This is a genomic window from Haloterrigena gelatinilytica, assembly GCF_013342145.1.
GTDB classification, from domain to species: Archaea; Halobacteriota; Halobacteria; order Halobacteriales; family Natrialbaceae; genus Haloterrigena; species Haloterrigena gelatinilytica.
Genome location: NZ_JABUQZ010000001.1, coordinates 315,581 through 341,510, shown reverse-complemented (window position 1 = coordinate 341,510; position 25,930 = coordinate 315,581). Strand labels below are relative to the sequence as shown.

The window sequence follows — 25,930 nt, the reverse complement described above, 5'->3', positions numbered from 1 at the left end:
TCGTTACTTCGCGCGACCCTGTCCGCCGTTGTTGGACGGACGGACCTTCTCGGCGCCCTTGCCGCGGTTGTTGAGGCCGCGGTTGGACTTCCCGGCGTTGGTGAGACCGCGGAACGCGCGGTTCGTGTGGTCGTCGTCGCAGATCCAGTTGAGATCGTCGTCGTTCTCGATCGCCGGGTGGTTCGGATCAACGAGGATCGCTTCGAACCACTTCTGGCTGCCGTCTTCGCCGACCCAGTAGCTGTTGAGCACCCGCAGGTTGGGGTACTTTCGGGAGACGCGCTCTTCGCCGATGCGCTGGATGTTCTTGCGCCGCCCGATGCGGTTGACACCCTGGCGCTTGGTACGGCGACCGGCCGTGAAGCGTTCCTTCCGGGCCGTCCCCTTGCGGACCGCAACGCGGACCACGATAATGCCCTGCTTGGCCTTGTAGCCGAGTTCGCGCGCCTTGTCCAGTCGCGTCGGGCGTTCGATGCGCTCGATTGCGCCCTGGTCGCGCCATTCCTGCTTTCGCTGCCACTGCAGTTCCCCGAGCTTGCCGTCGTCGGGGTCCTTCCATGCGTCCTTGATGTGGGAGTAGAAGCTTTCTGCCATCGTAATCACCGCGGGCGTTTCCTGGTTCAATCCCGACCGGGGTCCGTCCCCGCGGATCACATCCCGACCTGTGGCGGCGGTGCCGTACAGGTGCCCGCTGGCGCCCGCGACCCAGCGAGTCTACCCTATCTTCCGAACTCTCGAGTATAAGGGCTTCGAACTACGAGGCCACGCCGCGTCGAAAAACGAGGAGGGTTCGGGGATCGATCACCGCTCGAGCGGGACGCGCTCGCTGACGCCGCCTGGAACGATGCCGTTGACCGTCGCGAACACGGCACCGAGGACCAGTCCGTAGACCAGGTGGCCGATCGCGAACAGGAGCGCGCTGACCAGTTCCCCCGCGACGCCCGGAACGGGGAGGAACGGCAGCGGCAACGCCGCGACGCCCGCCTGCTGCATCGCCAGCGGGAACAGGAACCCGCCGGCGAAGAGTCCGAGGAGGGCCCCGAACACCAGTCCGACGACGAGGTAGTCGCTAAACGAGTCCACCAGGTCCTGGACCGTTCGCCGCGAGGCGAGGGCGGCGAACGTCAGCCCGAACAGGACGCTCAAGATCATGTGGACCGTCCAGCCGACGCCGACCGCCGTTTCGGGACCGGCGATCAGCGCGCCGAGCAGTTCGATCTGGCCCGCGCCGAGGTGGAGGACCAGCCCCATGGCGATGCCGCCGACCAGTCCGCCGGTGAAGCCGCCACCCCAGACGCCGACGCCGTCGAGGTCGTGGGTGTTATTCTCACCCATATATGACGGGTACGAACGCGAGTGTAATCAAACCAACCATTGGTTGGGTTGTACGAGAGTCTGATAACCGAATAAGTCGCCACCGTGTCACCGGAAAACCGTTCGAATTCGGTCGTAGCTGCGACGACGCTGTACGGCCGGTATTCTGGATGCGTACTCTCCGATAGAGATGTCGGAACGGGGACGGCTCGATCGCTTCACTAGACGACAGGTTTTAGGTGGGCCTAAACAAGATGATGGTAACAGGTGCCGACAATGAGCGAGAACGTATCGACGGACAGACCGTCAGGAGGGGGGACGAACGCGACGAGCGACGCCATCGAGAGCGCGGCGTTTCTCGCGCGGTCGGAGCACCGCGTTCGCGTCCTCGAGTTGCTCGCGGACGACCGACGCACGCGCGAAGAGTTGATGGCGGGGACCGACGTCACTCGAGTAACGCTGAGCCGGATTCTGGGGGATCTGGGCGAGCGCGGCTGGGTCGACCGGGACCACGCCGACGGCGGCTACGCGATCACGAACACGGGCCGGGACGTCTACGAGCAGTTCGACCGCCTCCTCGAGACGATCACCGTCGGGCAGCAGTATCCCGATGTCGTCGACTCCCTGCCGACCGAGTGGTTCGCCTTCGAACTCCGCTGTCTCGCCGAGGCCGAACTCGTCGCCGCCGACAGCGCCGATCCGCTGGCCGGGATGCGCGTCGTGGCCGACGCCGTCGGCCGCGCGACGACCGTCCGGGCCGTCGTCGACTCCTTTACGAGCCTCCCGATGTACACCTACGGCGAGACGCTGGCCGCCGGCGACCGGCCGGACGCCGAGGTCGTCTTCGATCGGAACGCGAGCGCCGTCGCGCTCGAGAACCCGGAACTCGTCGACCGGTGGCGGGAGATCGAGCGTCGCACGGACCAGTCGGTCTACTACAGCATCGACGAGACGGTCCCCTGTAACGTCGACCTTGTCGACGAGACGGTCTTCCTCTCCGCCGTGACCCCGGACAACGGCGGCTTCGACGTGCTCCGCTGTACGCATCCCGCGGTCGTCGACTGGGCGCGGGACCTGTTCCGCGAGAAGCGCGCCGCGGCCGCCCCGCTCGAGCAGCGGCTGCGCGACGCTGATCCGGTCGACTCGCCGGCCCGAACCGTCGGCGTCGAGTGATCGAGAGCGGGAGCTCTCCCCCGATCCGGATCGATTTCTCCGTCAGTACCGACGTCGACGGCCGCGTCCCGCGTCTACGGCCACTTTTCGGATCGACCGATCCCCGTCGTGAGAGGGGACCGACGATCGACCATCGCGGGGCCGTTCTCGAGCGCCGTCCGAACGGCGACGAGCGAACGACGAGTAGCGAATCGAGTCTCCCGTCCTCCTCTCCCAGGTGAGACACGCTCGGAGCAGTGATATCGGTGATCACGGATACGGTATCGAGGAGGGCACCGATTCGGTTCCGAGCGCCGCCGCGGTGTCGATCCGCCGTCGCCCGCTCCGAACACGCTTCGATATAGTGTACACGGCGTGTTACACGTCACAGAGGGAATCACTAAGATGTTTTAGGGCTGCCTAAACTATATGGTAGGACGACGACAACTGCTCGCAGGAGGTACGGGATTGATCGCAACCGCGCTCGCCGGCTGTACGGGGGGTGGCGGCGACGACGAGTCCGACAGTTCGGCGGAGGACGTCGAACCCTACACCGTCGAGATCGCGCCTCACGGCGAGTTCACCTTCGAAGAAGTCCCGCAGACGTACTCGGTGATCCCGAGCGTGTATCTGGACATCGGGATGGCCCTCGGCAAGCAGCCGGTGGCGGCGACGGACATGGCGCGGGCGCCGCGGAAGATGTACGACATCCTCCCCGACGTCACGTTCAACGAGGACGAGATCGACGCGCTCGCGACCGGTTCCGAGTCCGGCTACGATAAGGAGAACTTCTACGCCGCTAATCCGGACGTGAACCTCATCGACCCCCGGGGCCTGGGACGGTTCACCGACTGGGACGACTCCGACATCCAGGAAATCGAAGACGCGACCGGCCCGTTCCTCGCGTCGGGGATCCGGTTCGGACCGACCCATCCGTTCGGAAACGAACAGGACACGTACTACGAACTCTACGACGTCTTCGAGAAGATCGCGACGGTCTTCCAGCGCCAGGAGCGCTATCAGGAATGGGCGTCGCTGCACGAGGAGTTCATGTCGAACATCGAGTCCGAACTGCCGCCCGAAGACGAACGCCCCTCGGTCGTCGCGCTGTGGCGCGGCGTCGACCCGACGTCCGGGCAGTTCTTCCCCTCGCCCCTCCACCAGTACCACAACCAGACCAAGCCGCTCTATCGGCTCGGCCTCGAAGACGGCTACGACGCGGAGATCCCGAGCGGGGGCAGTGTCGGGTACGAGGAACTGCTCGAGCACGATCCCGACTACATCTGCGTCGTCGGCTCGCTGACGTCCGACACGCACGAGGACTTCGTTGACCAGATCGTCGAACCGTTCGAGAACGATGCGAACGGGCAGGAGCTCACCGCCGTTCAGGAAGGGAACGTCATCCGGTCCGGCGGGCAGTACATGGGTCCGATCGTCGACCTCTTCGCCACGGAGGCGATCGCCAAACAGGTCTGGCCGGACCGCTTCGGCGAGTGGCCGGGCCCCGTCCGCGACGTTCCCGAGGACGAACAGCTGTTCGACCGCCAAGAGGTCAGCGACATCATCAACGGGAACTTCTAGCGAGATGGTACAGGTATTCGACCGACTCGCGAAGCTACGCGCGGAGGCCAGTGACCGATACGCCACGTCGAAGCTCGCGGTGCTCGTCGTCGGCAGCCTCGCCGTCCTGCTCGGATCGACGATACTGCAGGTGAGCTTCGGCTCGTACCCGCTGACGCTGGGCGAAGCGTGGCGGACGGTCTTCGACGCGGAGATGCTGTTCAGCCTCGACGTCTGGCGGTGGGCGCTCCTCGGCGCGGAGGTCCCGGAGTGGCTGTCCCCCCGGCAGATCGTCGTGTGGAACCTCCGCCTGCCCCGCATTCTCGTCGGCGTCCTCGTCGGCGCGAACCTCGCGGTCGCGGGCGCGCTGTTCCAGATCGTCACGCGCAACGAACTCGCCAGCCCGTACATCCTCGGCGTCAGCGACGGGGCCGGCCTGGTCGTGCTCCTCACGCTGACGGCGTTCTACGACCTCATGCCGTTCCTGCCGGTATTCGCGGCACTGGGCGGCGGGCTCGCGTTCCTACTCGTATACGCCATCGCGTGGAAGAACGGCACCAGTCCGGTCCGGTTGGTGTTGGCGGGCGTCGTGGTCGGGACCGTCTTCGGATCCGTCCAACGTGCGCTCTTCTTCTTCATCGACGACCTCGGCATCGCGATGGCCGCGCAGGCGTGGCTCTCCGGGACGCTCATGAACGCCGGTTGGCAGGAAGTGCGCATCGCGCTCCCGTTCACGGTGCTCTCGATGGTGCTCGCGTTCGCCGTCACGCAGGAGCTGGACGTCCTGTTACTGGGCGAAGACCGGGCGGATTCGCTGGGGATGCCCGTCGAGAAAGTGCGGTTCGCTATCGCCGGTATCGGCGTCCTCTCGACGGCCGCAGCCATCGCCGTCGCGGGCCTCATCGGGTTCGTCGGGCTCATCGTCCCGCACATGGTCCGCAACATCCTCGGTAGCGACTCGAAGCCGCTGCTCACGGGCTGTCTGTTCCTCGGACCGGCGCTGTTGGTCAGCGCGGACGTCGGCGCCCGGCTCGCCCTGAGCCCCGTCCAGCTGCCGGTGGGCGTCATCACCGGCATCGTCGGCGGTCCGTACTTCCTCTACCTGATGCGGAAGAAAGAGAACTTGGGTGAAGTCTGATGACGAAGGGAGAACCGCCGCAGGTCGAGCGGGAGTCTGTCGACGGAGCCACCGAGTCAGCCGTTACTGACGCCACGCGAGCCGCATCGGACACGGAAGCGGCCGATTTCAGGGCGACGGACCTCGTCCTCGGCTACCCCGGGCTTGACGACCCCGTCATCGACGGCGAGTCGATCGCCGTCCCTCCGGACGAAGTGACCGCACTCATCGGTCCGAACGGGAGCGGGAAGAGCACGCTCCTGAAGGGGCTGGCAGACAAGATCTCGCCTGACGAGGGAACCGTCTTCCTCGACGGGCGGTCCATCGACGAGTTCGGATCGAAGGAGTTCGCGCGCAAGGTCGGACTGCTCTCCCAGGAGAACGTCGTCCCTTCCGGTATCTCGGTCGAGGACCTCATCGAGCGCGGGCGCTACCCCTACACGGGGTTTTTCGAATCGCCGTCGGACGAGGACCGGGAAGCCGTCGACGAGGCCATCGAGCTCGCGGGCATCGAACACCTCCGCGAGCGCGACGTCGACAGCCTGAGCGGCGGCCAGAAGCAACTCGTCTGGATCGCGATGGCGATCGCCCAGGACACGGACGTGTTGCTACTGGACGAGCCGACGACGTTCCTCGACCCGCACCACCAGTTAGCGGTGATGCAGATCGTGGAGACGCTCCGCGACGAGAGCCGGATGACCGTCGTGCTCGTCCTTCACGACATCGGCCAGGCGGCGCGGTACGCCGACAACATCGTCGCGCTGAAGGATGGAACGATGTACGCCCGGGGACCGCCCGAGGAGGTGATCACCGAACGGCTCCTCGCCGACGTCTTCGAGATCGAAGCGGCGGTGACGACCAGTGAACACGGACTGCATATCACACCGCTGGAACCGCTCAACGACGACCGCTAGCGCGTCGCCGCTCGAGACTGCGGTCCGAGTCCGCTTCGGGCGGCTCCGATCTCCTTCAGCGACGGTCTCAGAACCGCGATGCGGTTCGAACGCACCGTCTCTCGGGCCGAACGACGGGGAACGGGAAGGCACTGGCCACGAGCGACGGCCAACCGGCTATGCGAATCTAGTTATCGGTGGAAATGGAGTATGAGTGGGTGGCGGCGAATCGGGTCTCCCAGAGGCTCGCGCACTCCAGTACTCGCCGAAACGCAGGCGGGCTTAACGTCCGTGTTCGGGATGGGTACGGGTGGAACCCCGCCGCTGTGGCCGCCGTAATTCCGACCCGCGGAATCGAACCGCGATAACGCCTGCGTCGGTGTGTTCACCTCGATATCAGGGGTACGTCGGTTTAACACTTCTGATCTTTCCGTCGAACGCCGACTCGGTTCGTTCCCGGACTCCTCGAGCGGCACGTGAGGACGCGAACTCGGCGGTGCTCGGTTCCTGCTTATTCGGCGTCGTCCCCTCGGCCGTCCTCTCGGCGGTCGCTGCTCGATATCGCTCCGTCGGGCGACGGGGTCCGCTCGCGATCGAACCGATAGTGGAGTCGCGACGAGACGTCCGAAGCGAAGGACTATATTAATTGAACAATCAATTAACACCGAGGACTACTCATGAACGGGTTAGACGGGAAGACGGCCGTGGTAACGGGCGGCGGATCCGGAATCGGGCGCGCGTCGGCGAAGCGTTTCGCCGACGAGGGGGCGAACGTCGTCGTCGCGGACGTCGACGAGGAGACCGGTCGCGAAACGGTCGATCTGATCGAGGACGCCGGCGGTAACGCGACGTTCGTCGACGTCGACGTCTCCGACCTCGAGTCGGTCGAGCGAATGGTCGACGTCGCGCTCGACGCGTACGGGAGCCTCGATTTCGCGCACAACAACGCGGGAATCCTCACGGGATTCGCGGACGTCGCCGACATCGACGCCGACGATTGGGACGCGCTCCTCGAGGTCAACCTGAAGGGAATCTGGACGTGTCTGAAGGCCGAACTTCCCGTCATGGCGGAACGCGGCGGCGGGGCGATCGTCAACACGGCCTCCGAGTCCGGGCTCGTCGGGATGGGCGGCCTCGCCGGCTATTCCGCCAGTAAACACGGCGTCGTCGGACTCACGAAGACGGTCGCGCTCGAGTACGCAACGCGGAGCGTGCGGGTCAACGCCATCGCACCGGGACCGACGAACACGAACATCCAGTCCGGGATGTCGGGAGACGGCGACCCCTCGAGCATGGCGTTCGACACGTCGGCGATGATCGACGTTCCGATGGACCGAATCGCGGAACCGGAGGAGATGGCCGGCGCGGTCGCGTTCCTCTGTTCCGACGACGCTTCCTACATCACCGGGCACACGCTCCCGGTCGACGGCGGGCAGGCCGCGGACTGACTGCCGGCCCTCCCCGTCGGGGAACACTCAACACGCAACTATCCGAGGATTCGGCGGTATCGGTGCCGCGGTCGGATTACGCGTTCTTCCTCACGTCGCAGGGAAGCGACTCGAGACCGTAGAGACCGTTCAACGGCTGGAGATCCGATAGATCCGCGTCCAGTCGGTCGAAGCGCTCGAGCAGTTGCCCCAGGGCGACGTCGGCTTCCATCCGCGCGAGGTGGGCGCCGAGACAGAAGTGAACCCCCGTCCCGAACGCCATGTGGCGGTTCGGATGCCGCTCGGGCCGGAACTCCTCGGGCGCGTCGAAGACGTCCGGATCGCGGTTCGCGGCGCCCAGCCAGAGCGTGACGACGTCGCCGGTCTCGATCCGTCGCCCGTGTAGCTCGACGTTTTCCACGGCGATCCGCTTCAGCGATTGGATCGGCGACCGGTATCGGAGCACCTCCTCGATGGCCCGTCGACGGTCGACCGCTCCGGTTCGGATCGCGTCCGTCACCTCTGCCTCCTCGACGGACCAGATCGCGTTGGTGAGGAGATTCGTCGTCGTGATGTTGCCCGCGAGGAGCAACAGCATACAGAACCCGATCTGCTCGCCCCTGGTCAGCTCCTCCGCGTTCGCCGCGAGCGTGATCAGATCGTCCCCGCTGCCGCCGTCGCGCTCTTCCAGCAGCGTCGCGAAGTAGCCGCCCATCTCCCGCTGGGCCCGCTCCTGTTCCCGTTGCACCCGTTCCAGTTCCTCCTCGGTGTCGTCTTCGGGTCGCGCGACGAGCGCGTCCGACCAGGCTTTGAACTCCTCGCGGCGTTCGGCGGGGATCCCCAGCAGTTCGGCGATCACGATGACGGGAAGCGGAATCGCGAACTCGTCGACGAAGTCGAACCCGTCCTCGCCCTCGAGGTCGTCCAACAACTCCGCCGTCACCGCCTCCACTCGCGGCTGATACTCCCGGATGGCGCCGGGCTGAAATCGTTCGTCGACGACCCCGCGGAGTCGGGTCTGTTCCGGCGGGTCGGTCGAGATCATCGTCTGCAGCATCGGGAGGTCCTCGTCACCGTCGCTGTCGCCGTCGTTCGAGGCCTTCTCGGGGTCGAACGCGCGGTTCGCCGTGAACGTATCGTGGTCTCTGAGCACGCGCTCGACGTCTTCGTACCGGAACACGTCCCACGTCTCTCGCTGCTCGTCGAAGTGGACCGGACTCTCCGCTCGCATCTCGGCGTACCACTCGAACGGCGAGAGCTGCCCCTCGCGGCTTCGGATCGCGTTCGGTGACCGGCCCACGCCGACGACTGAATCGGGGGACTGCATGAGTTAATTGACTAATTAATCAGCCATAGCTCTTTTGGTGGCGTCCTCCGGCCGTGGAATTCGATCTAATACGCGGGAGAACCATCGCTGTCGCGGCGACGGACTCGAGACGGATCGAAGGGACTCGAGTCGAGTCAACGTAGCGACCGAATGCGATCCAGACGAAATCGGAACTGGTCGTTCGCTAGTTCTCGCGGGAGATATCGGCGAGAATTTCGTCGACGATCGTCTGCACCTGATCGACGGCGTCAGAGCGATCCGTCGTCGTCTGCGTGTGGATCCCCTGTTTGAGGAGGAAGAGGAGGTGATCCGCGGTCTGTTCGGGATCCACCGGTCGGAACTGCTCGCGTTCGATACCGGCGCGGATGATCCGCGCGACCGCGTCTCGGAGCCCGTCCTCTACCGCCGTCGTTTTACTGCGGAAGTCGTCGTCCCACGTCGCGTGCGCCCACAGTTCGACGAAAACCCGCGCGATCGCCGTCTCGATATCGGACGGCGGGGCGGACATCACCGCTTCGACCTGCGCCGGTTCCGGGTGCAGAATTTGGCCGACGAACCGCCGAAGTTCCGTCTCCGCGTCGGTGATCGGCTCCTCGGCCCGCTGGCCGAGGAATATCTCGACGAAGACGTCGAGCATCGACAGTAACAATTCGTCTTTGCTATCGAAGTAGTGGTAGATCAGCGACGGGTTCTGGCCCAGTTCGTCGCCGATATCCTTGATCGAGAGGTCCGCGTACCCGTGTTTGACGAGCGCGCGAAACGCGGCCTCTCTGATTCGTTGTTCGGTTTCGGGCTGACCGCTCATACTCGTCCGTAGGGAATCCCCTCATAAGCCGATATCTAGTCGACCGGTGCGACGCGCGCTTCCGAGCGGTACGAACCGAGTTGATCGACCGTCGAAGAGAGAACTTCGGCCGTCTCGGTCGCCGAACTCCGAAGGACCGGCGGAGCGATCGACGTCAACGATCGTCACAGCCTCGGAGAATGGATTTGTTGTGTGCCTTTCTTTCGGCGTGATTCGTAGTGGACCACCTGCTCCGTACATTTGCGAATTTACCAGTGGAACTAACCTTGATACAGATTGTGTTCCAAAACTACATTGGAAACAGAGCGCAGACATCTCAATGAATGCTCCGTCAGATTACGTCTTCATCCCATGTCCAGTGAGGGGCATCACCACGTCTGCATCTCGCGCAAGCGTTCCGCTTTCTCGATACGTCGCAAGTGCCGCAGGTGCGATTGCAGAGGTTGGTTCCACGTAGAACCCTTTCCTGTGGAGGCGATCTAACTCCGTCTGCACGGCTTCCTCCGGAATCGCAATCGCATCACCGTCGGTCGCAGCGATCGCATCTAGGAGCTGTTGTTTCCGCGTCGGCTCCCGGATCTGGATGCCGTCCGCGACATCGTTCTCACCCTCGGGAACCTCATGGAGTTCGCTCGCAATCGGAGCGTAACCGGCGGCTTGCGCACCGAGTAGACGCGGAACTGAATCGATCCATCCCGCTTCAGACAACGCCTCGAAACCACGGTACACGCCCAGGAACAGGGTCCCATGACCGAGTGGCATCACAATCGCATCAGGGACGCTCCAGTCACGTTGGAGTGCGACTTCGTACGCAAACGTCGCCGTTCCTGCGAAGAACGCTGGACTCCACGAATGACTCGCGTACCACGCGTCGCCAGATTCGACGGCATTGATGCAGGCATCAGTCACAGCTTGGCGCCCGCCTTCAATTCGAACAGGCGTCGCACCAGCCCGTTCGATCGCTCGGAGCTTCGACTGTTTCACCGACGCCGGGACATAAATCTCCGCATCAATACCTGCTTGAGCTGCGTAAGTTGCGATGGCAGCACCAGCGTTCCCCGACGAATCTTCCACGACTCGATCTGCGCCACACGCTATCGCATGGCTAATCGTCGTGGTTGCACCCCGATCCTTGAAGCTCCCTGTCGGGGAGACGTATTCGAGTTTGAATTGAGCGTCCCAGGTCGATGATGGGATCAGCGGCGTCATTCCTTCGCCGAGAGAGGGACCTTTCTCGACGGGAATGAACATATCAAAAGACCAGAGTCCGTCTCGCGTGTCGAACTGACCGGGGTCTGGCCGGTCGTGCTCCGGAAGCGGTTGCTGAGCGAAATCAAGGACACCGCCACACTCACACCGCCACTGATCACTGTATATCCGGCCACACGAGGAACAGACAAGTTCTGGGGTAGTCATACTCTTACTTTGTCACTGGGAATCATATGAATACCGATAGCGGTAGCGCGACGTCTTGACCGAAGACGGAAGCGGTCTCATCCCTTGGAGCGGCTCTGGTAGAAAGAGGACGCACTGATCGTTCTCTCCCAGCAACGTCCCGAGTAAGGCAATGAGAGGATATTAGAGACACGCGTCGAAAGCACCCTCAATGTCAGTCGTTGTCATTTCTACCGGTGGGACGATAGCTTCAACCAAGGACTCTGGTGGTGGAGCCAGTCCTGAATTGACCGGTGAAGACCTCATCGCAAGCGTCCCAGGGCTGAGCGATGACATCGAGTTGACTACAGACGACTTCTCGAATATTCCCAGTCCGCAGGTCTCAATCAGCCAGATGCACGAGCTCAGTGAGCTGGTAGCCGAGTATGACCGTGATGATACAGTGGATGGTATCGTTGTTACACAGGGGACGGACACCCTCGAAGAGGTAGCGTACTTCGTGGACCTCTGTTATGATGGCGATACGCCTGTCGTATTCACGGGCGCGATGCGGAATCCATCGCTGGCGAGTCCTGATGGTCCAGCCAATCTCCTCACGGCCATTCGAACGGTGACGAGCGACGGTGCTCGGGGACGTGGAGTCCTTGTCACTTTCAATGATCAGGTTCACGCAGCCAAGCTCGTCACGAAGACCCACTCGATGAGACTAGATACGTTCCAGTCGCCCGAGCTGGGCCCGCTCGCCGTTCACGACGAAGAGACGATCCGATGGCGAGCCAGCGTCGATCCGACTCCGACAATCGACGTCGATCCGGAGACACTGACGAACGAGGTCGCTGCCCTCACGGTGACAGCAGAGATGCCCCCTTCGCAAATACCTGAACCGGGTGATTTCGAGGCGGTAGTACTGGCAACTACCGGTTCGGGCCACATTCCGCCAGGAATCATTCCCCCGCTGGAAGCCCTCGCACGAGAGGATCTCCCACTTGTAGCTACGACGCGTTGCACGGAGGGGAGACTCGCCAGGTCGACCTATGATTACCGCGGTAGTGAGCAGACACTGTTGGACTTGGGCTGTTACTTCAGCGAGCGAAATCTCCAGAAGACGAGAATCGCGACGGTTGTCGCGCTCGCTGGTAGCAGCGTCGAGACCGTGTTTGACCGACCCGCAAGGGAGTAACGATTCGGTGCCGACTAGCCCGAATTCATTCGTTGCTGTTAGCGGACCTTCCCTCTCGCCTGCACCTCCCATAGCTCCTCGACCTGGTCGTCTCGGGCGCCGATGATGAGGTCGTGGAGGTTGATCGTCGTGCAGACGTGGGGGACGATGAACTCCAGCCGGTCGCCCACTGCAAAGGACTCGTCCGAGTTGCTGGTGTCGATCCACCCATGTTCCTCACTGGCGTTGGCGTATTCGATATCGTCCCGATTCTTCGGGACCGGCATCTGTGGTTTGTCCAAGGAGAACGTCTTGCTGCCTCCGTCGACGACGAGCCGGTCGTCGTCCGGAACGGAGATGACCGTCGTGATGACCGTTGCTGCGCAGTCGTCCTTCGATACCTCCCACGGGCGGAGTTCGAGTTCGCCAACGTCGTTGAAGGGATACATCCCGGGGTTGATTTCTGTGACCACCGGATGCTTGCCACTGTACCTCGACGTCGCCGTCCCGCCGACCTTCACCTCGTCCACGGGAATTCCAGCGGCCTCGATGTCGTCGACTACGTCCTCGGCAAGCTCCATCGTCTCCCTGCACAGTTCGTCGAATTCCGATTTGGTCTCCGCTTCAGCCTTTACGTGCGACTCGTACGCGAGGATGCCGTCGAACTCCAGATTGGCCGCCTCGTCGATTCGTTCCGCGAGAGCAACGGCCTCTGAGCCAGGAGCGACGCCAGTCCTGTGCAATCCCACGTCGACTTCGAGTATGACGTCGGCCGTTATATCGTGGTCTTGAGCGGCGTCCTGAAGAAGGTCTATCGTCGCGGCTGAGTCGACCGTCGTTGCCAATCTCTCGACCTTCTGTGAGAGCCAGCAGAATCGGTCGAGTTTTTGCTCGCCGACAACCTGATAGGATAGGTAGATATCGTCGATCCCGTTTCGCGCCATCGTTTCCACCTCGCCCAGCGTTTGACAACAGATTCCACCACCGTCGGTCATCTCGTCCTCGAGTGCTGCGAGTTCGGCGTTCTTGTGCGTCTTGATGTGGGAACGGAGCGTTACGCCGTTCTCGTCGGCAAATGCGACGTATTCTTCGATGTTACGCTCCATCGCATCGATGTCGACGAGCAAGGCCGGAGTTTCTAGGTCCTCGACCGGCTGATAAAGCGCCGGCGCCATCTCATCCGTCGTCCAAGCAGGCATAGTCCAAGGTAGAGTACCTCGAGATATTAATCCGTAGGAAGACACAAGAGATGTAGGAGAGTTCGTTCGAAACTAGCTTACCGAATTACCTTCAAAGGGAGGAGGTCTCTCCATCGGACACCCCAAAACGCCTATCCGGGGGTGGGAGAACGCTCGAGATCCCGAGAATGCGAGGTAGCCTTTGAAGATAGCCACAAGCGGAAGAGCTACTCGGAACGGAGTGGGGTCAAGGGGTAGAAGAATGAATACCATGCCGACGACGCCACCTATCGAGACGAGGAATACTTTCCGCCTGGTGTATCGTAACCCGCCTTTTTTCGTCATGAGCGCTCCGACGCCAGCAAAGAGAGCTATGTCCCCTTCGATATGTAGCCACAGTGTCCACTCTTCGAACATTGGCATATGTAACACTCAAAGACTGATCTCATACTGGTTATCACGCAACCCAATAGGTCCAGTTCTGATGAATGACTAATACACCCTCTGTACTGAACGAGTCGACAGCATCTCTCGCGGTGGCGGAGTGACCGTGGAGCACGTCGCTTGTCTGACTGGCTTGTTGGGTGACGATTATGGTTGGTCAGAGACGGCTGTTGACTGAAGCGTACCTTGTTGGGGTGGAACTCAGGACGGCGCTCGAAAGCGGGCAATCGTTTTGTAACGCTCTTCGAATGCTGAAGGACTCGTTCGATGCACTTGATGACGGCTATCCCGAGTGGCATCCAGCCCCTCATTCCTTCGAGGGGATAGTGCGATTGTTCCTGTACCGGGAACTCACGGGCGAGAGCTATCGCGAGCTCAGCAAGTATCCTGAACTTGCAAGCGTGTTTGGCCTCGAGAAAATCCCTGGCGAATCGGTGCTCTCGCGGACCTGGCACAACCGCTTCGACGACGCCACCAGGACGTTCGTCACCACGGCCGCACACTACGTCGTCAAAGAGATTCACGACCGTGACATCAACGTACCCGAAGCCCGACCGAAAGCCGAGGTGGTGACCCAAGACCGAGACCCGAGTGCGTTCCCGGACGAGCCGGCCGAGGACATCCCACTCGAGTTCACTGCCGAGCAGATCCAGCGGACGACCCGGCTGGCTCGTGACCACGGCTTCGACGGATTCGACTCCAGTCGTGGCGCGAACGCCACCTACGAGGATACCCAATTCTTCGAGTTACAGACGTTCATGGGGATGGTCGGCTGTGGCACACCCCAGGGCGCCAACCGCTTCCAGTATCGGCACGGGCCGGACAGTGGACCACACGGTGATACACACCTCAGAACGGTCAAACAGTTCGACCCCGAGACGTTGATAGAGGGATTCGACGCGGCGACCGACCGGCTGCTCTCGGTCATCGAGTCTGAAGCAACGTTCCGACGACCGGTGACGGCCGCGATCGACATCACGAACATCCCGTACTACGGCGACGTTGAAGGGATGTCGATGGTCAGCGGCACGAAAGACGAGGACTGTCGAGCCTTCAAATTCGCGACGCTGTCGATCATCGGGCAGAATATCCCGTTGGTCTTGGGGGTAGAGCCGATCAAGGAGAGTTCGGAGTGGGATAAGAATCCGCCAAACAAGATCCATCGTGTCGTCCGACGACTGGTGAAACGAGCCCAAGACCACGTCCCAATCGAGACGGTGCTGTGCGACCGCGAATTCGACTCACAGCACGTGTTTCAGACCTTGTCGAATCTCGGCGTGAACTACCTCATCCCGAAGCGAATCAACAGCACGGAGCGGGAGGTCATCGAGACGATGGACGAGGACGAACAGGAGGTCGCCGTGGAAACAGCTTCCGTCCACGTCGAAGCGGGAAGCCACCAGATGCGGTTCCTGTACGTGCCCTCGACGAAAGGCGATGGCACAGCAGTCTTCGCGACGAACCTCAGGGTCGGACCGGAGGAGGCAGAGACAGTCTGTCGCCGATACAGCCGCCGCTGGCAGATCGAAAACGAATACAAGAGCATCAAGCACGACTTCCTCGCGAAGACCTCCTCGAAGGACTACCGGGTGCGGTTGTTCTACTTCGTGTTCGCCGTACTCCTCTACAACATATGGCGGCTCACCGATTTCCTGCTGAAAGCTGACGTGGATGGACCGATGGACTATGCACCTGTGGTGACTGCTGGTGAATGCGTCGAGATCGTCGTCTCAGCGTTGATTCCGCCCGACTAGCGGACTGAACCCTGCTGGGTCCGCTGTCCTGGAGTGGGAACACTGTTCACCACCGCCAGAATCTGTCCAATATTTCATATTCTCTCGATAACCCCATCCAAAAGACGAGACATTACTGGTGAAACGGGAAATAGGTCCACAAAATGGCGGAGACTTTGACGAAAACTAGACTATCCTCCGAAACTCTGACGATCGTGAAATGCTGGGTTTCGTATATCGATATATGGTTTGCCGTCCTCGAGAACGCCGTATTTGATTCGCGCCGGTTGGTACTATCCGACGTCAAGCACCTGCTCGTCGGCTTCCGAGCTCTCCGGTACGCGACTTTTGGAAAACGAGCGGCAGCGGCGAGGCGAGAGGTGTGTCTCCCGATCTCGGACGACGCTGCGTCTCGAGACCGAACGCGCTCCGCGACCGAAGGGACTCGAGAACTGGAATCGGCGATGCAAGCGGAGTTCGCGCACGGACGCCGCGAGGAGTCGACCGGACCGTCAGGCGACGAACTCGGTGATCGTCTCGAACGACTCGTCCTCGATCGAGTCGGCGAGGTCGTCGCTGTCGATGTCGTCGGGGACGTGCTGGGGGTACTTCCGGCGGAAGTAGCCCACGATGTTCGTCAGATCTCGGCGAAGGAACTCGCCGGCGTTCTCGTGGTCGGTCGGCACGGCCTGGGGCCAGTCGAAGATCTTCACGCCCTCCTCGTTGACGAAGACGTTGTACTCGCTCATGTCCGCGTGGACGTACCCGTTCGCGTGCGCGTTAGCGATCTCGGAGACGAGCAGATCGAGGACCCCCAGCACCTGATCGGCCTCGAGTCGCGTCCGGGAGAGTTCGACGCCGTCCATCTTCTCCATGACGATGGCGTGGCGATTTTGATCGATCGGCTGGGGGACCGAGACGTCCGGGTAGAGCTCCTCTAAGATATCGTGTTCCCGCTCGGCGGCCTTCCGGGCGGTGTACATCCACGAGACGTGGTCGTTCTCCGAGGTGTAGTCGCGTTCCTTGTGGACCTCCCGGAAGTTCGTGTACCCCTCGCGGTGGTACTTCAGGGCCAGGGGCTTGTACGAGCGCACCTCGTAGACGTCGCTCTCCTTGCCGACGCCCAGCGGCGAGCCGAACTCGCCGATGGTATCGCGTTCGACGAGCGCGCGAAGGGCAAGCGCGTCGTACCCCTCGAACTGGAGGGTGTAGCCCTCGTACTGGATCGTCTTCTTCTCGATCAACCCGCGTTTCAGACAGCGCTCGAGCCGGTAGTCGACCTCCTCTTCGGTCAGGCTGGCGAACTTCGGGAGCTTCTCCCGCTGGACCCACTCCGAGAAGCGCATTCCCTGTTCGACCCCCGAGAGGAGATAGAAGTCCTCGTCCTCGAGCGCCGGGAGTTCCCCGGCGACGTTCCGCACCATAGCCCGGGATAGCCGGTGAGTACGTAAAAACGTCGTGACGTGGGGCGACTGGGCACGGTGGCTGCGGTATCCGCGATGGAAACGGATGCGCAGGCTCGATGCCGCTCGTGTGGCGCGTGGCAGTAACTGCGTGGATACCTCGGCCTGGTAAATCACATATTGCGATATAGAATTAACGTACTCGATCTCGAACGGGCGGCTTCAGTCGTCGGTCGCCGCGACGCGGTCACGCCCCGTTCTCGACGGGCCGCGTACACCAGTGACAGAACTCGAGGTCCGGGTCGAGGGACTCGCCGCAGTGATGGCAGGCGATCACGTCGACCTCGTCGGGGACGACCGTACGTGCTCACGGCCGCGCTCGTGTGTCCATGCGAGCGAGCAAGTACCGTCGAGGATTTGAGTCCCACGACGACCAGCATCGGTGCGACGGCGACCAGCGACTCGCGGGTCGGCGTTCCGGTCGTGAGTTCCTCGCCCACTGCCGGATCGACGAACAGCGCGGAGACGAGAAGCGAAGCGACGAGCGGGTCTCGCTCTCCTCTCGAGACGATCCGATGGGAATCGACTCGACCGTTCCGGACGACCTACGGTCGTCGAACGCGATTGGTCCCCGGTTTCGTCGGCCTGCGCTCGAACCACGGCCAGACATCAATACGAACGGTTCCTTTCCGAAAGAAATTTACTGCTCCGGGCGAGAATTTCGGTTGCGAACTGATGTGAACCCTCGGCGTAGCGACGTCGATCGCCGTCGACCGGTAACCGATACGAAGCGCCCCGAGAACGATTTCGGCCGTCCTCGCCTCGAGTTCGGAACGTCCCTGTCCCGCGATAGTGAGTGATTTCCGAGATGAACGTCCCGACGTGCCTCCGACACAGCGGATTGATCGCTCGTATCGAGTGGACGCGCCACCGCCGCGACTCCAGTAGTTCCGAAATCACACGACGCGGGTATCACGTCGCGTTATCCGTTCTCGCTGTCGGTCTCTGCTGGATCGCGTACTCGTTCGGGCGCGATCTCGCTTCGGGAGCGGTCGCACGGGTCGACGACCTGTGGGTCGTCGCCACCGTCGCGTTCGGTGTCGTGATCTGGCGAAGCGCAGTGTTGGTCCGAACGCGGTTCGAACGACTCGAGCCGGAATTTCTCCTCACCGGTGTTTCGACGAGGGTCGCCGCTGTTGGTCTCCTCCTGTTCGTCACTGCTCGAGCGTTCGCCGCACTCGCCGCGCCGACGATCGGCGTCGCAGTCGGACTGGCGCTCGGGCTCCGATCCCCGACGGTAGCCGTCATGATCGTCGTTGCGGTAACGGGACTGGTAACGCTCGCAGTCACGCTCGGCGCCGCAGGGCGGCTCGCCATCCTGCTCGTCGGACGGCGACTCGTTCAGGGCGGCCGCTATCGGGATCTACTCGTCGTCTTCGGGTGGATCCCGCTACTCGTCGTCGTACTCGTTCTTCGAGAGCTCTCGGTGTCCGTCCTCGTTCCGTTCGCGTGGCTCGACGGCCTACCGGTAGCGTGGTTCGTCGACCTCGCGCTTCTGGGCGCGAACGACCTGGCGACGGTCGATCCGTGGCACGGACTGAGTGCGCTCGGAACCGTACTCGTCGGGGTACCGCTGTTCGCGGGCGAGACGGCTGCGCTGGCCCGACGAATATGGGAAACGGAACCGGTCGACAAAACCGCCGCTTGCGGTTCGAAGTCACTGCTCGCTGAGGGGCGACTGGAACGGTGTCTCATCGATCGCGTTTCGCGGCCTACGCTCATGGTCGCGCGGGCGCGATGGCTCACGGAGCGGCGCGTCCCGCGCGGCGTTCTATCGACGGGATACGTCCTCCTGTTCGCGGCCGTGATCCTGCTTCCGGTGTTCAGTATCGCTGGACTACCGCTGCTGTTGCTGATCGGAATGTGCCTCGGCCTCGCGGCCGGTATCGTTCCCAGTGTCGATCCGATCGGCGTCGAGTATCGCACTCTCCCGCTGCTGCTTACGACGGTCGACGGGCGACAGTTCGTCGGTGGTCTGCTTCTGGCCGCGCTCGGAATCGGACTGCCGCTCGTCACGATGGTCGTACTTCCGCTGGGACTGGCGAGCGCTGCCGGCATCGCGGAGACGGTCGGAGTCGTACTGGTCGGCGTAGCCGTCTGCGCGTGTACTGCCGCGGTCTGTGTCGCGACCGGAATGGACGCTGATCGAGACGAATTCGTCCCCGTTCCGTTTTTCTTCACTGACGTTCCGGTGTACGCGCAAACGGGATCGGTGTCGTTCGTCCGACTCGGTGCCGTCTTCGCAATCGTCTCGCTCGTTACCCTACCGGCGGTCCTCGGAAACGCACCGTCAGTGTACGAAGCCGCGGGAGCGACCGGACTATCGATGGGTGCCGTTCGACTCGGCTCACTTCTACTGACGGTACTCGTCGCTGCCGGCGTTTCGAGAATCGCCTTCCGAATTGCGGTCCGACGGTTCCGGACGTATCGACTGTGACGTGTCCGGCGTTCGATCCGTACCGAGCGATACGAACGAAGCGGCGACGGAGAGCCCACAAACGACGCTGCCGAGTCGATGATCGAACCGCGATCGCTGCGGTGGTCGATCGATTCCCGAAGACATCTTGCTCGGGGCGGCGAGCGTGCGGTTCGCAGCGGGGACGGTACTCGAGGCACCGGACGGGTGCCCCCGATTACACACGTTAGCGCAGTCGAGTCGACACTGATTCAACGGTGGTCACGCGTCCGGCGCCGTCGCGATCGGTTTGCTCCGATCGGTGTCTACCGGCTACCAGAACTCGGGAATGTCACACTCACGTGCACACGCCGCCGCAGCGGTAGCACCGACGCAGACGGCACACGGTGCACACGTAGGAGCCGTCGGTACGGAGGCACACGGCGTACACACGTTCGCGCAGGTGAGACCGAACCCGAGGCAGCCGATCCAGCATTCGATCCCGTCGGAGTCTGCGAGCCCCACACCACTCGTGTCGGCGGGAAGCCCGTAGACGGCCTCCAGGCTATCGTCCGGAGCGATCTCGACGAACAACGTCGACTCGGAACCGCCTGCGTTCGTAACGGGAACGAACGCTCGAGTAGTCCCGGATTCGCGATCGAAGTTGGCGGCCGCGTCCTCGAGTTCGACCTCGACGACACCGGCATTGTTGAGCGCCTGCTCGAACTCGTCGCTCGACTCCAGCGTTTCGATGGCGTCCTCGGTGACGGCCTCTCCCAGCAGGAGGTCCTCGACGATCACGTCGCCGTCGTGAGCCGTCGCACGCACGAGCGAGTTCGAATTACGCTCGATCTCGGCGATTTCCTTTTCGGGATTGTAGCTAAACGTTTCGTCATCGCCAACCGGAAGGGCGATCCACTCTTCCGTGACGTGTCCCGGACCGGAGACGGTAACTCGCCTCGCTTCCGTCGGATCGGGTTGATCGAGACCGGCGGTCTCGAGGGCGGCACGGGATACCGCTTTCCGGAGGATTTCGGCGACTTCTCGTTCCGGGACCGACTCGTCGTCGGTTCGCGCCTGAACGGTTCCGATTCCGATGGCACCGATGCTACCGGTCGCGCCGATTCCTCTCAGGATGTCTCTTCCACCCACATTGAATTTTTGATCTACCATACTGTATTTCACTCATTACTGTATGGAGACATATTTTACACTAGGTGGAGATAGAATATAATATATTGCATAGCGACGTACTGTCCGTAATTAGAACCTGACGTATCGATGTCGATTCCGAATCGACGGAGCTACCGGTTCGTCGTCGACGATCGGTCAACACGAGCGCCCCACCGAACAGGAGACGCTCGGACCGACAGTTTTCGTCGAACGAGTTCCCGTTCAGAACGGGTCACTGCCACGCGAGAACCCTCCGTTCGACCGCGCGGAACGCGACGTCCATGCCGACGTAAACGATACTGATGAGGAACATGTACGCGATACTGGTGTCCAGCGCGAGGTTGTTCGAGGCGTTGATGATCTCGTAGCCGACGCCGGGCGCGCCGAACAGTTCCGCGCCGACGACGATCATCCAGCACCGACCGATGCTCGTTCGAACGGCAGTGAGAATGCTCGGTGCGGCGGTCGGGAGAACGAGATTTCGGAGCAGCGTTCGATCGGAATCGACGCCGAGCACGGACGCGACCTCGAGGTACTCCCTCGGGACGCCCTCGACGCCGCTGTAGGCGCCGTAGAGGGTGATCCAGAACGCGCCGATGAAGACGATAAACGCCGCGCCGGTGTGGTGGATCCCGAACCAGAGGATGGCGAAGACCACCCACGCCAGCGGCGGAGCCGGTCGGAGGAGTCGGACGACCGGCCGGAGGTAGTCGTCGACGCGAGTCGACCAGCCCATCGCCACGCCGACCGCGATTCCGGCGGCGTTCCCGACGACCAGACCGGGAACGTAGTGAAACAGACTCTGGCCGAGTTTGTACAGTCCGACCGGGACCGCCGTGGTTCCCGCGACCGGGAGGTCGACGGCGGTCCGCCGGACGAAGAGGTCGACGAACGCGCCCGCCGACGCGACCGGGCCCGGGAGGAGATACGACGGCGTCGTCGCCCGCGCGGCGAGCCACCAGAGGGTGAGGAAGGCGGCGATCCCGACCGTCCCGCGGACGAGTCGGATCGGATCGCCGCCAGCGAGTCGCGCCGTCCGACCGTCCGCCTCGAGGTCGATGTCGACGCTCATTCGCGAACCGCGTCGTACGCGTCGAAGTGGAACAGTTCCTCGGTCGAGACCACCGCGTCGGTGTTGCCGACGTCGGCGACGTATTCCGCGATCCGTTCGGTCGGATCGGTGATCCGGTGCGGGTCCGAGTAGAAGTTCGCCGCCTTCGACTCCATCGCCGCCGCGGCGCGTTCGTCGCTCGTCCCGGAGCCGATGACCGCACTCGCGTGTTCGGCGGCCGTCTCCGGGTTCTCGCGGATGAACTCGGTCGCCTCGAGGTGCGCCGAGACGAGTTCCCTCGAAAGGTCCGTCGCCTCGAGGACGCGCTCCTGGGCGAACATGACGGTGACGGGATGGTCGGGGAAGACGTCGCCCGACCACGCGACCGACTGAAAATCGCCGTCGCCGTCGCCGATGGCGGTCGCGTACGGTTCCTGAATCATCGTCGCGTCGAGGTCGCCCGACGCCATCGCCTGCGGGGTCCTCGCCGGCGGCACCGTCGATTTCGAGACGACCGAGTCCAGCTCGCCGAGGTCGAGGTCTCGCTCGATCCAGTAGCGCAACACCACGTCGGGAACGCTGCCGTCGGGTGCCGCACCGATCCGCGGTTTTCGTCCCTCTCGAGACTCGAACCGCGAGAACGCGTCGCGACCGTGCTCGTCGCACAGGGTCGCGAACGCCGACGTTCCCATCACGCGGAATCCCTCGCAGGAGTTCACGGTCAGAACGCCCGCCGCTTTCCCGCGATCGACGAGCACCATCGCCGGCGTGATGCCGAAGAAGGCGACGTCGATTTCGTCGCCGGCGAAGGCTTTGACGACGTCCGGCCCCGACGCGAACCGTTCGGGCGTCACGTCCGCGGAGACGTCGTCGTAGAGCCCCTCCTCGCTCATCACGTAGTGGTGCATGTTCGGATAGATCGGCACGTACGCGACCGACAGCGACTCGAGGCCGCCGCTTCCGGCGAGCGAATCGAGGCAGCCGGCCGTCGAGAGGCCGAGCGATGCGACTGCGGTACCGCGCTTCAGGACGGTTCGACGGCGCTGATCCAGCATTTATAATAAAACACCACCTGTTGATAATAGTAGTTCCTAATTTAATCTACCGAGTTGTTATGGGATCGCACTCTGGCTCACCGGAGATGCGATACGGACCAACGACGGTGGCCGTCCGTCGATCGGCAGCGAGACGACGCAACCACTAACACGGTCGCCGGCGACCGGTGGCGTATGAACGACCTCGCCGATCGGGAGTGGCGGCTGATCCGGGACGAGCCCCGCGAGGGTGCCGTCCAGATGTCTCTCGAGGAGATCGCGGCGCAAACGGCCCTCGAGGACGACCTGCGGACGGTTCGAGTCTACTCGTGGGAGCCGAGCACGCTGTCGCTGGGGTACCGACAGGACGCCGACACCGTCGACTGGGAGTACTGCGACCGCGAGGGGATCGACGTCACGCGCCGCCAGACCGGCGGGGGCGGGATCTACCACGATCGGGACGCGGACATCTCCTACACGATCGTCGCGCCCGCCGAGGAGGTGCCCGGCGACCTGATGGACTGCTACGGACTGTTCTGCGAGCCGGTCCTCGAGGGGCTCCGGGAGATGGGCGTCGACGCCGACTTCGCCGCGACCGAGCAGGCGTCGATCTACCAGCCCTCCTGTTACCTGCGGGACATCAACCCGGCCCACGACGTGGTCGCGCCCGCCGACGCGGGCGCGGCGGCGAAGAAGATCAGCGGCAACGCACAGTACCGCCAGCGCGACGTCGTCATCCAGCACGGGTCGATCAGCTACGACCTCGAGCCCGAGCGCCACGTCGGCGTCTTCGATACCGATCTCGAGCCGGAGACGTTCGCCGACCGCGTGACGAGCGTCCGCGAGCAGGCGGGGATCGATCGCGAGGCGGCCGTCGAGACGCTGGCGACGGCGCTGGGGGAGTGGTGTGACGCGGACGAATCGACGTGGCGGGAGGCCGAACTCGAGGCGGCCCGCGACCTCGCCGACCGCAAGTTCGGCGCGGACGCGTGGATCCGGAATCGAGAGGTGCTGGAAGCGGACGGCGAGTAACGGCGAGAAACGGATCGGTTGCGAAGCGGCGCGGATCGGCCGCCGCGTCGGCGAGGTCCTTAGCCGGCGATGGCCTTCCAGCTCCAGCCGGCGAGGATGATCAGGACGATCGCCATGGCGAAGAACACGCCCCACTGCGCGGCTCCGGAGTCGGCGATCGGGGCGAAGATATCGACCAGCCCGGTCGCCTGCATCGCGCCGAGCACGAGCAGCCACAGGCCCAGGATCGAGACGACCGCGATCCCGATCCAGTTGCGAGTCATCCACTTCGTCTCCGACTCGGCCTCCTCCTTGGAGGTCGTCGGCTTCTCCGTCGGCTCTCGATCCGGTTCGGACATAGGGGCGCCTACCACGGACGCGCGGGAAACGGTTCCACCTGCAGGATCCGGGGTTCGATCGAGTCCGCCGAAAGCGGCGCCGTGACCGTCTCGAGCAGTCGATACCCTCTCACTCGAGAACGCCGTCCTGCCGTCGGTGGAGCGTGCCCCGGACGACCGGCGCTGCCGGGAAGACGCTGGCATCGACGCGATCGATCTCCTCGACGGTCAGCGCCTCGTGGCCGACGAAGCGCGCGACCGTGTCGCGGGTGAGGTGACAGCCCCCCGCGACGCGGTGCCAGACGGGATCGAGCAGTTTCTGGCCGGTCTCGCGCCAGCCGTCGGCACCGACGTGCTCGAGGAAGCGGAACTCGCCGCCCGGTTTCAGCACCCGGACGACCTCCTCGAGCGCCGCGTCGGGATCCTGGACGGTACAGAAGACGACGCCGGCGAGGACGACGTCGAAGCTGTCGTCGGGGTAAGGCAGCGACTCGGCGCGGGCGTCTCGGAGGTCGACCGCGAGTCCGGCCTCACGGGCGGCCTCGGCCGCCCGCTTGCGCATGTTCGGGTCCGGTTCGATCGCGTGGTACTCGAGATCGCCCGCGGCGCCGTCGACGACGAACGGGAACATGTCCCCGGTGCCACAGCCCAGTTCGAGCACCCGTCCCGAGAGATCCCGAGCGAGGTAGCCGCGCTCGGCCTCGAGGGCCTCCGGTTCCGGGAGGAGGTCGTAGCAGGCGGCGAAGAGCGGGTGGTCGACCTCGTATTCGTCTGACGGTCGCGTCGCGGATTCGGGGGTCGAGTCGGACATCTCACTCGACGTGACGACGGAGCGAGAGGTAATGGTTTCCCGTGGCGGGGGCCGGTCGGGAACGCGTTCCGTTCGCAGCGGATCGGCGCCAGTTCGACCTCAGCGGATCGTGTCCGGAATGCGTTCGATCACGTCGGTCGCGACGACGCCCGGTCCGTGGTCGGCCGTCGCCAGTTCGCCGGACTTTCCGAGGATCCACGCGCCCAGTTCGGCCGCCTCGCGCCGGTCCGTCCCTTGGCCGAGCAGCGAGGCGATGATGCCGACCATCGTGTCGCCGGTGCCGGCGACGGTCATCGCGGACGTCCCCGTCTCGTTTTCGAGTCGCTCGCCGTCGGCCACGATCTCGTCGACGTCGCCGGTCAACGCCACGACGGCGCCGGTCTCCGTCGTGAACTCGTCGAGCGAACCGTACTCGTCGCGGATCGGTCCGACCTCCTCGCCGCTGGGGGTCAACACCGTGTTCGAGAGGTCGGCATCGAGCGACGGCTCGAGCGCGAGGGCGTCGACGACCATCGGGACGTCGACGGTGTCGATCGCCTCGCAGACGGCCTCGGGTTCGGCGTCGACGAGGCCGGGGCCGATCACGAGCGCGTCGGCCCACTCGCTCATCTCGCGGGTTCGTTCGACCGCGCTCTCCTCGAACTGTTCGCCCGCGTAGCGATCGACCAGCAGGTTCGGATCCTGCCCCGCGACGATCTCGTAGATCGGATCGGGGACGAACGTCCGGACGTGATCGGAGCCGGTTCGCAGCGCCGCGCGGCCGACGAGCGCCGGCTGGTTGGGGTACTCGATCGCCCCGGCGACGATGCCGATCCGGCCGTTGTCGATCTCTTCCTCGGAGATGTTCGAGAGCGTTCGCTGCAGTCGTCCCATACCGCACCTCGAGAAGCGGGACGGGTAGCCGTTCGGCAGGCGAGTTCCGGTCGTTTTCGGCCCTCGGTTCGGTTCGTATCGGTGCAAGCGGAAGCGGCGCGCTTCGAACCGAGAAACCGGGCGGTAGCGTGCGCTGTCGATCGGTCCGAACGACGGTGAGGACCGATCGACGATACCGCACGAGGGATGAGCGAACGCCGACAGGCGTGAGCGTTAGCGCGGAACCTTCGGTTCCGCGAACCATGCGAGTAGTGCGAGACCGAAGGTCTCGCATACC

24 protein-coding genes and 1 rRNA gene are annotated in these 25,930 nt (G+C 63.4%); 9 read left to right on the top strand and 16 right to left on the bottom strand.

Annotated elements, in window-relative coordinates:
- Window positions 1-3 precede the first annotated feature (3 nt).
- Entirely contained in the window at window positions 4-594 is a 591-nt protein-coding gene (locus HTZ84_RS01675) for a 50S ribosomal protein L15e (RefSeq protein ID WP_174679090.1), read from the bottom strand.
- Between the two features lie 207 nt (window positions 595-801).
- The gene (locus HTZ84_RS01670; protein WP_174679089.1) at window positions 802-1,335 is read right to left on the bottom strand and encodes a hypothetical protein; all 534 of its coding nucleotides are present in this window, start codon (window positions 1,333-1,335) and stop codon (window positions 802-804) included.
- Between the two features lie 255 nt (window positions 1,336-1,590).
- On the opposite strand from HTZ84_RS01670, the gene HTZ84_RS01665 reads away from it, so the two are divergent.
- The 4 genes from HTZ84_RS01665 to HTZ84_RS01650 all read left to right on the top strand — a co-directional run bounded on the left by HTZ84_RS01665 (window position 1,591) and on the right by HTZ84_RS01650 (window position 6,057).
- Complete coding sequence (locus tag HTZ84_RS01665; RefSeq protein ID WP_174679088.1) at window positions 1,591-2,487, top strand: helix-turn-helix transcriptional regulator; 897 nt, start codon at window positions 1,591-1,593, stop codon at window positions 2,485-2,487.
- A gap of 408 nt (window positions 2,488-2,895) precedes the next feature.
- Entirely contained in the window at window positions 2,896-4,047 is a 1,152-nt protein-coding gene (locus HTZ84_RS01660; RefSeq protein WP_174679087.1) for an ABC transporter substrate-binding protein, read from the top strand.
- Between the two features lie 4 nt (window positions 4,048-4,051).
- Entirely contained in the window at window positions 4,052-5,164 is a 1,113-nt protein-coding gene (locus tag HTZ84_RS01655) for a FecCD family ABC transporter permease (RefSeq protein WP_174679086.1), read from the top strand.
- Window positions 5,164-6,057, top strand: coding sequence for an ABC transporter ATP-binding protein (locus HTZ84_RS01650; protein WP_174679085.1), 894 nt, complete (start codon window positions 5,164-5,166; stop codon window positions 6,055-6,057). The genes HTZ84_RS01655 and HTZ84_RS01650 overlap by 1 nt, the downstream gene beginning before the upstream one ends.
- A 195-nt stretch (window positions 6,058-6,252) precedes the next feature.
- On the opposite strand, the gene rrf is transcribed toward HTZ84_RS01650, so the two are convergent.
- A 5S ribosomal RNA gene (gene rrf, locus HTZ84_RS01645) occupies window positions 6,253-6,374 on the bottom strand.
- Window positions 6,375-6,713: 339 nt separating this feature from the next.
- Between rrf and HTZ84_RS01640 the strand changes: the two genes are divergently transcribed.
- The gene (locus tag HTZ84_RS01640) at window positions 6,714-7,484 is read left to right on the top strand and encodes an SDR family NAD(P)-dependent oxidoreductase (RefSeq protein ID WP_174679084.1); all 771 of its coding nucleotides are present in this window, start codon (window positions 6,714-6,716) and stop codon (window positions 7,482-7,484) included.
- Between the two features lie 76 nt (window positions 7,485-7,560).
- On the opposite strand, the gene HTZ84_RS01635 is transcribed toward HTZ84_RS01640, so the two are convergent.
- The 3 genes from HTZ84_RS01635 to HTZ84_RS01625 all read right to left on the bottom strand — a co-directional run bounded on the left by HTZ84_RS01635 (window position 7,561) and on the right by HTZ84_RS01625 (window position 11,011).
- The gene (locus HTZ84_RS01635) at window positions 7,561-8,790 is read right to left on the bottom strand and encodes a cytochrome P450 (protein WP_174679083.1); all 1,230 of its coding nucleotides are present in this window, start codon (window positions 8,788-8,790) and stop codon (window positions 7,561-7,563) included.
- Window positions 8,791-8,974: 184 nt separating this feature from the next.
- Window positions 8,975-9,595, bottom strand: coding sequence for a TetR/AcrR family transcriptional regulator (locus HTZ84_RS01630; protein ID WP_174679082.1), 621 nt, complete (start codon window positions 9,593-9,595; stop codon window positions 8,975-8,977).
- Window positions 9,596-9,931: 336 nt separating this feature from the next.
- Window positions 9,932-11,011 (bottom strand): pyridoxal-phosphate dependent enzyme, encoded by a 1,080-nt coding sequence (locus HTZ84_RS01625; RefSeq protein WP_174679081.1) that lies wholly within the window; start codon window positions 11,009-11,011, stop codon window positions 9,932-9,934.
- A gap of 190 nt (window positions 11,012-11,201) precedes the next feature.
- On the opposite strand from HTZ84_RS01625, the gene HTZ84_RS01620 reads away from it, so the two are divergent.
- Window positions 11,202-12,170 carry an asparaginase gene (locus HTZ84_RS01620; protein WP_174679080.1) on the top strand — a complete coding sequence of 323 codons (969 nt, stop codon included), beginning with the start codon at window positions 11,202-11,204 and terminating at the stop codon, window positions 12,168-12,170.
- Window positions 12,171-12,208: 38 nt separating this feature from the next.
- Here HTZ84_RS01620 and HTZ84_RS01615 read toward each other — a convergent pair whose 3' ends face one another.
- Together HTZ84_RS01615 and HTZ84_RS01610 are read right to left on the bottom strand one after the other, a co-directional pair.
- Window positions 12,209-13,348 carry an alanine racemase gene (locus tag HTZ84_RS01615; RefSeq protein WP_254611691.1) on the bottom strand — a complete coding sequence of 380 codons (1,140 nt, stop codon included), beginning with the start codon at window positions 13,346-13,348 and terminating at the stop codon, window positions 12,209-12,211.
- Window positions 13,349-13,420: 72 nt separating this feature from the next.
- The gene (locus tag HTZ84_RS01610) at window positions 13,421-13,750 is read right to left on the bottom strand and encodes a hypothetical protein (RefSeq protein ID WP_174679079.1); all 330 of its coding nucleotides are present in this window, start codon (window positions 13,748-13,750) and stop codon (window positions 13,421-13,423) included.
- Window positions 13,751-13,920: 170 nt separating this feature from the next.
- On the opposite strand from HTZ84_RS01610, the gene HTZ84_RS22710 reads away from it, so the two are divergent.
- Window positions 13,921-15,525, top strand: coding sequence for a transposase (locus HTZ84_RS22710; RefSeq protein WP_174679078.1), 1,605 nt, complete (start codon window positions 13,921-13,923; stop codon window positions 15,523-15,525).
- A gap of 491 nt (window positions 15,526-16,016) precedes the next feature.
- Here HTZ84_RS22710 and HTZ84_RS01600 read toward each other — a convergent pair whose 3' ends face one another.
- Window positions 16,017-16,928 (bottom strand): serine/threonine-protein kinase RIO2, encoded by a 912-nt coding sequence (locus HTZ84_RS01600; protein ID WP_174679077.1) that lies wholly within the window; start codon window positions 16,926-16,928, stop codon window positions 16,017-16,019.
- A gap of 226 nt (window positions 16,929-17,154) precedes the next feature.
- The gene (locus HTZ84_RS23240) at window positions 17,155-17,244 is read right to left on the bottom strand and encodes a DUF7575 domain-containing protein (protein WP_455429265.1); all 90 of its coding nucleotides are present in this window, start codon (window positions 17,242-17,244) and stop codon (window positions 17,155-17,157) included.
- Between the two features lie 531 nt (window positions 17,245-17,775).
- On the opposite strand from HTZ84_RS23240, the gene HTZ84_RS01595 reads away from it, so the two are divergent.
- Window positions 17,776-19,404 carry a hypothetical protein gene (locus HTZ84_RS01595; RefSeq protein ID WP_174679076.1) on the top strand — a complete coding sequence of 543 codons (1,629 nt, stop codon included), beginning with the start codon at window positions 17,776-17,778 and terminating at the stop codon, window positions 19,402-19,404.
- Window positions 19,405-19,695: 291 nt separating this feature from the next.
- Here HTZ84_RS01595 and HTZ84_RS01590 read toward each other — a convergent pair whose 3' ends face one another.
- The 3 genes from HTZ84_RS01590 to HTZ84_RS01580 all read right to left on the bottom strand — a co-directional run bounded on the left by HTZ84_RS01590 (window position 19,696) and on the right by HTZ84_RS01580 (window position 22,641).
- Entirely contained in the window at window positions 19,696-20,535 is an 840-nt protein-coding gene (locus HTZ84_RS01590; RefSeq protein ID WP_254611689.1) for a hypothetical protein, read from the bottom strand.
- Between the two features lie 232 nt (window positions 20,536-20,767).
- The gene (locus tag HTZ84_RS01585) at window positions 20,768-21,607 is read right to left on the bottom strand and encodes an ABC transporter permease (RefSeq protein ID WP_174679075.1); all 840 of its coding nucleotides are present in this window, start codon (window positions 21,605-21,607) and stop codon (window positions 20,768-20,770) included.
- Window positions 21,604-22,641: an ABC transporter substrate-binding protein gene (locus HTZ84_RS01580; RefSeq protein WP_174679074.1), complete on the bottom strand. Its 1,038-nt coding sequence runs from the start codon at window positions 22,639-22,641 to the stop codon at window positions 21,604-21,606. The genes HTZ84_RS01585 and HTZ84_RS01580 overlap by 4 nt, the downstream gene beginning before the upstream one ends.
- 174 nt (window positions 22,642-22,815) lie before the next feature.
- On the opposite strand from HTZ84_RS01580, the gene HTZ84_RS01575 reads away from it, so the two are divergent.
- Window positions 22,816-23,652 (top strand): lipoate--protein ligase family protein, encoded by an 837-nt coding sequence (locus HTZ84_RS01575; protein WP_174679073.1) that lies wholly within the window; start codon window positions 22,816-22,818, stop codon window positions 23,650-23,652.
- 59 nt (window positions 23,653-23,711) lie between these two features.
- On the opposite strand, the gene HTZ84_RS01570 is transcribed toward HTZ84_RS01575, so the two are convergent.
- The 3 genes from HTZ84_RS01570 to HTZ84_RS01560 all read right to left on the bottom strand — a co-directional run bounded on the left by HTZ84_RS01570 (window position 23,712) and on the right by HTZ84_RS01560 (window position 25,653).
- Window positions 23,712-23,990: a hypothetical protein gene (locus tag HTZ84_RS01570; RefSeq protein WP_174679072.1), complete on the bottom strand. Its 279-nt coding sequence runs from the start codon at window positions 23,988-23,990 to the stop codon at window positions 23,712-23,714.
- A 109-nt stretch (window positions 23,991-24,099) separates the two neighbouring features.
- Window positions 24,100-24,780, bottom strand: a complete 681-nt coding sequence (locus tag HTZ84_RS01565; protein WP_174679071.1) for a class I SAM-dependent methyltransferase — start codon at window positions 24,778-24,780, stop codon at window positions 24,100-24,102.
- Window positions 24,781-24,879: 99 nt separating this feature from the next.
- Window positions 24,880-25,653 carry an NAD(P)H-hydrate dehydratase gene (locus HTZ84_RS01560; protein ID WP_174679070.1) on the bottom strand — a complete coding sequence of 258 codons (774 nt, stop codon included), beginning with the start codon at window positions 25,651-25,653 and terminating at the stop codon, window positions 24,880-24,882.
- Window positions 25,654-25,930: the final 277 nt, after the last annotated feature.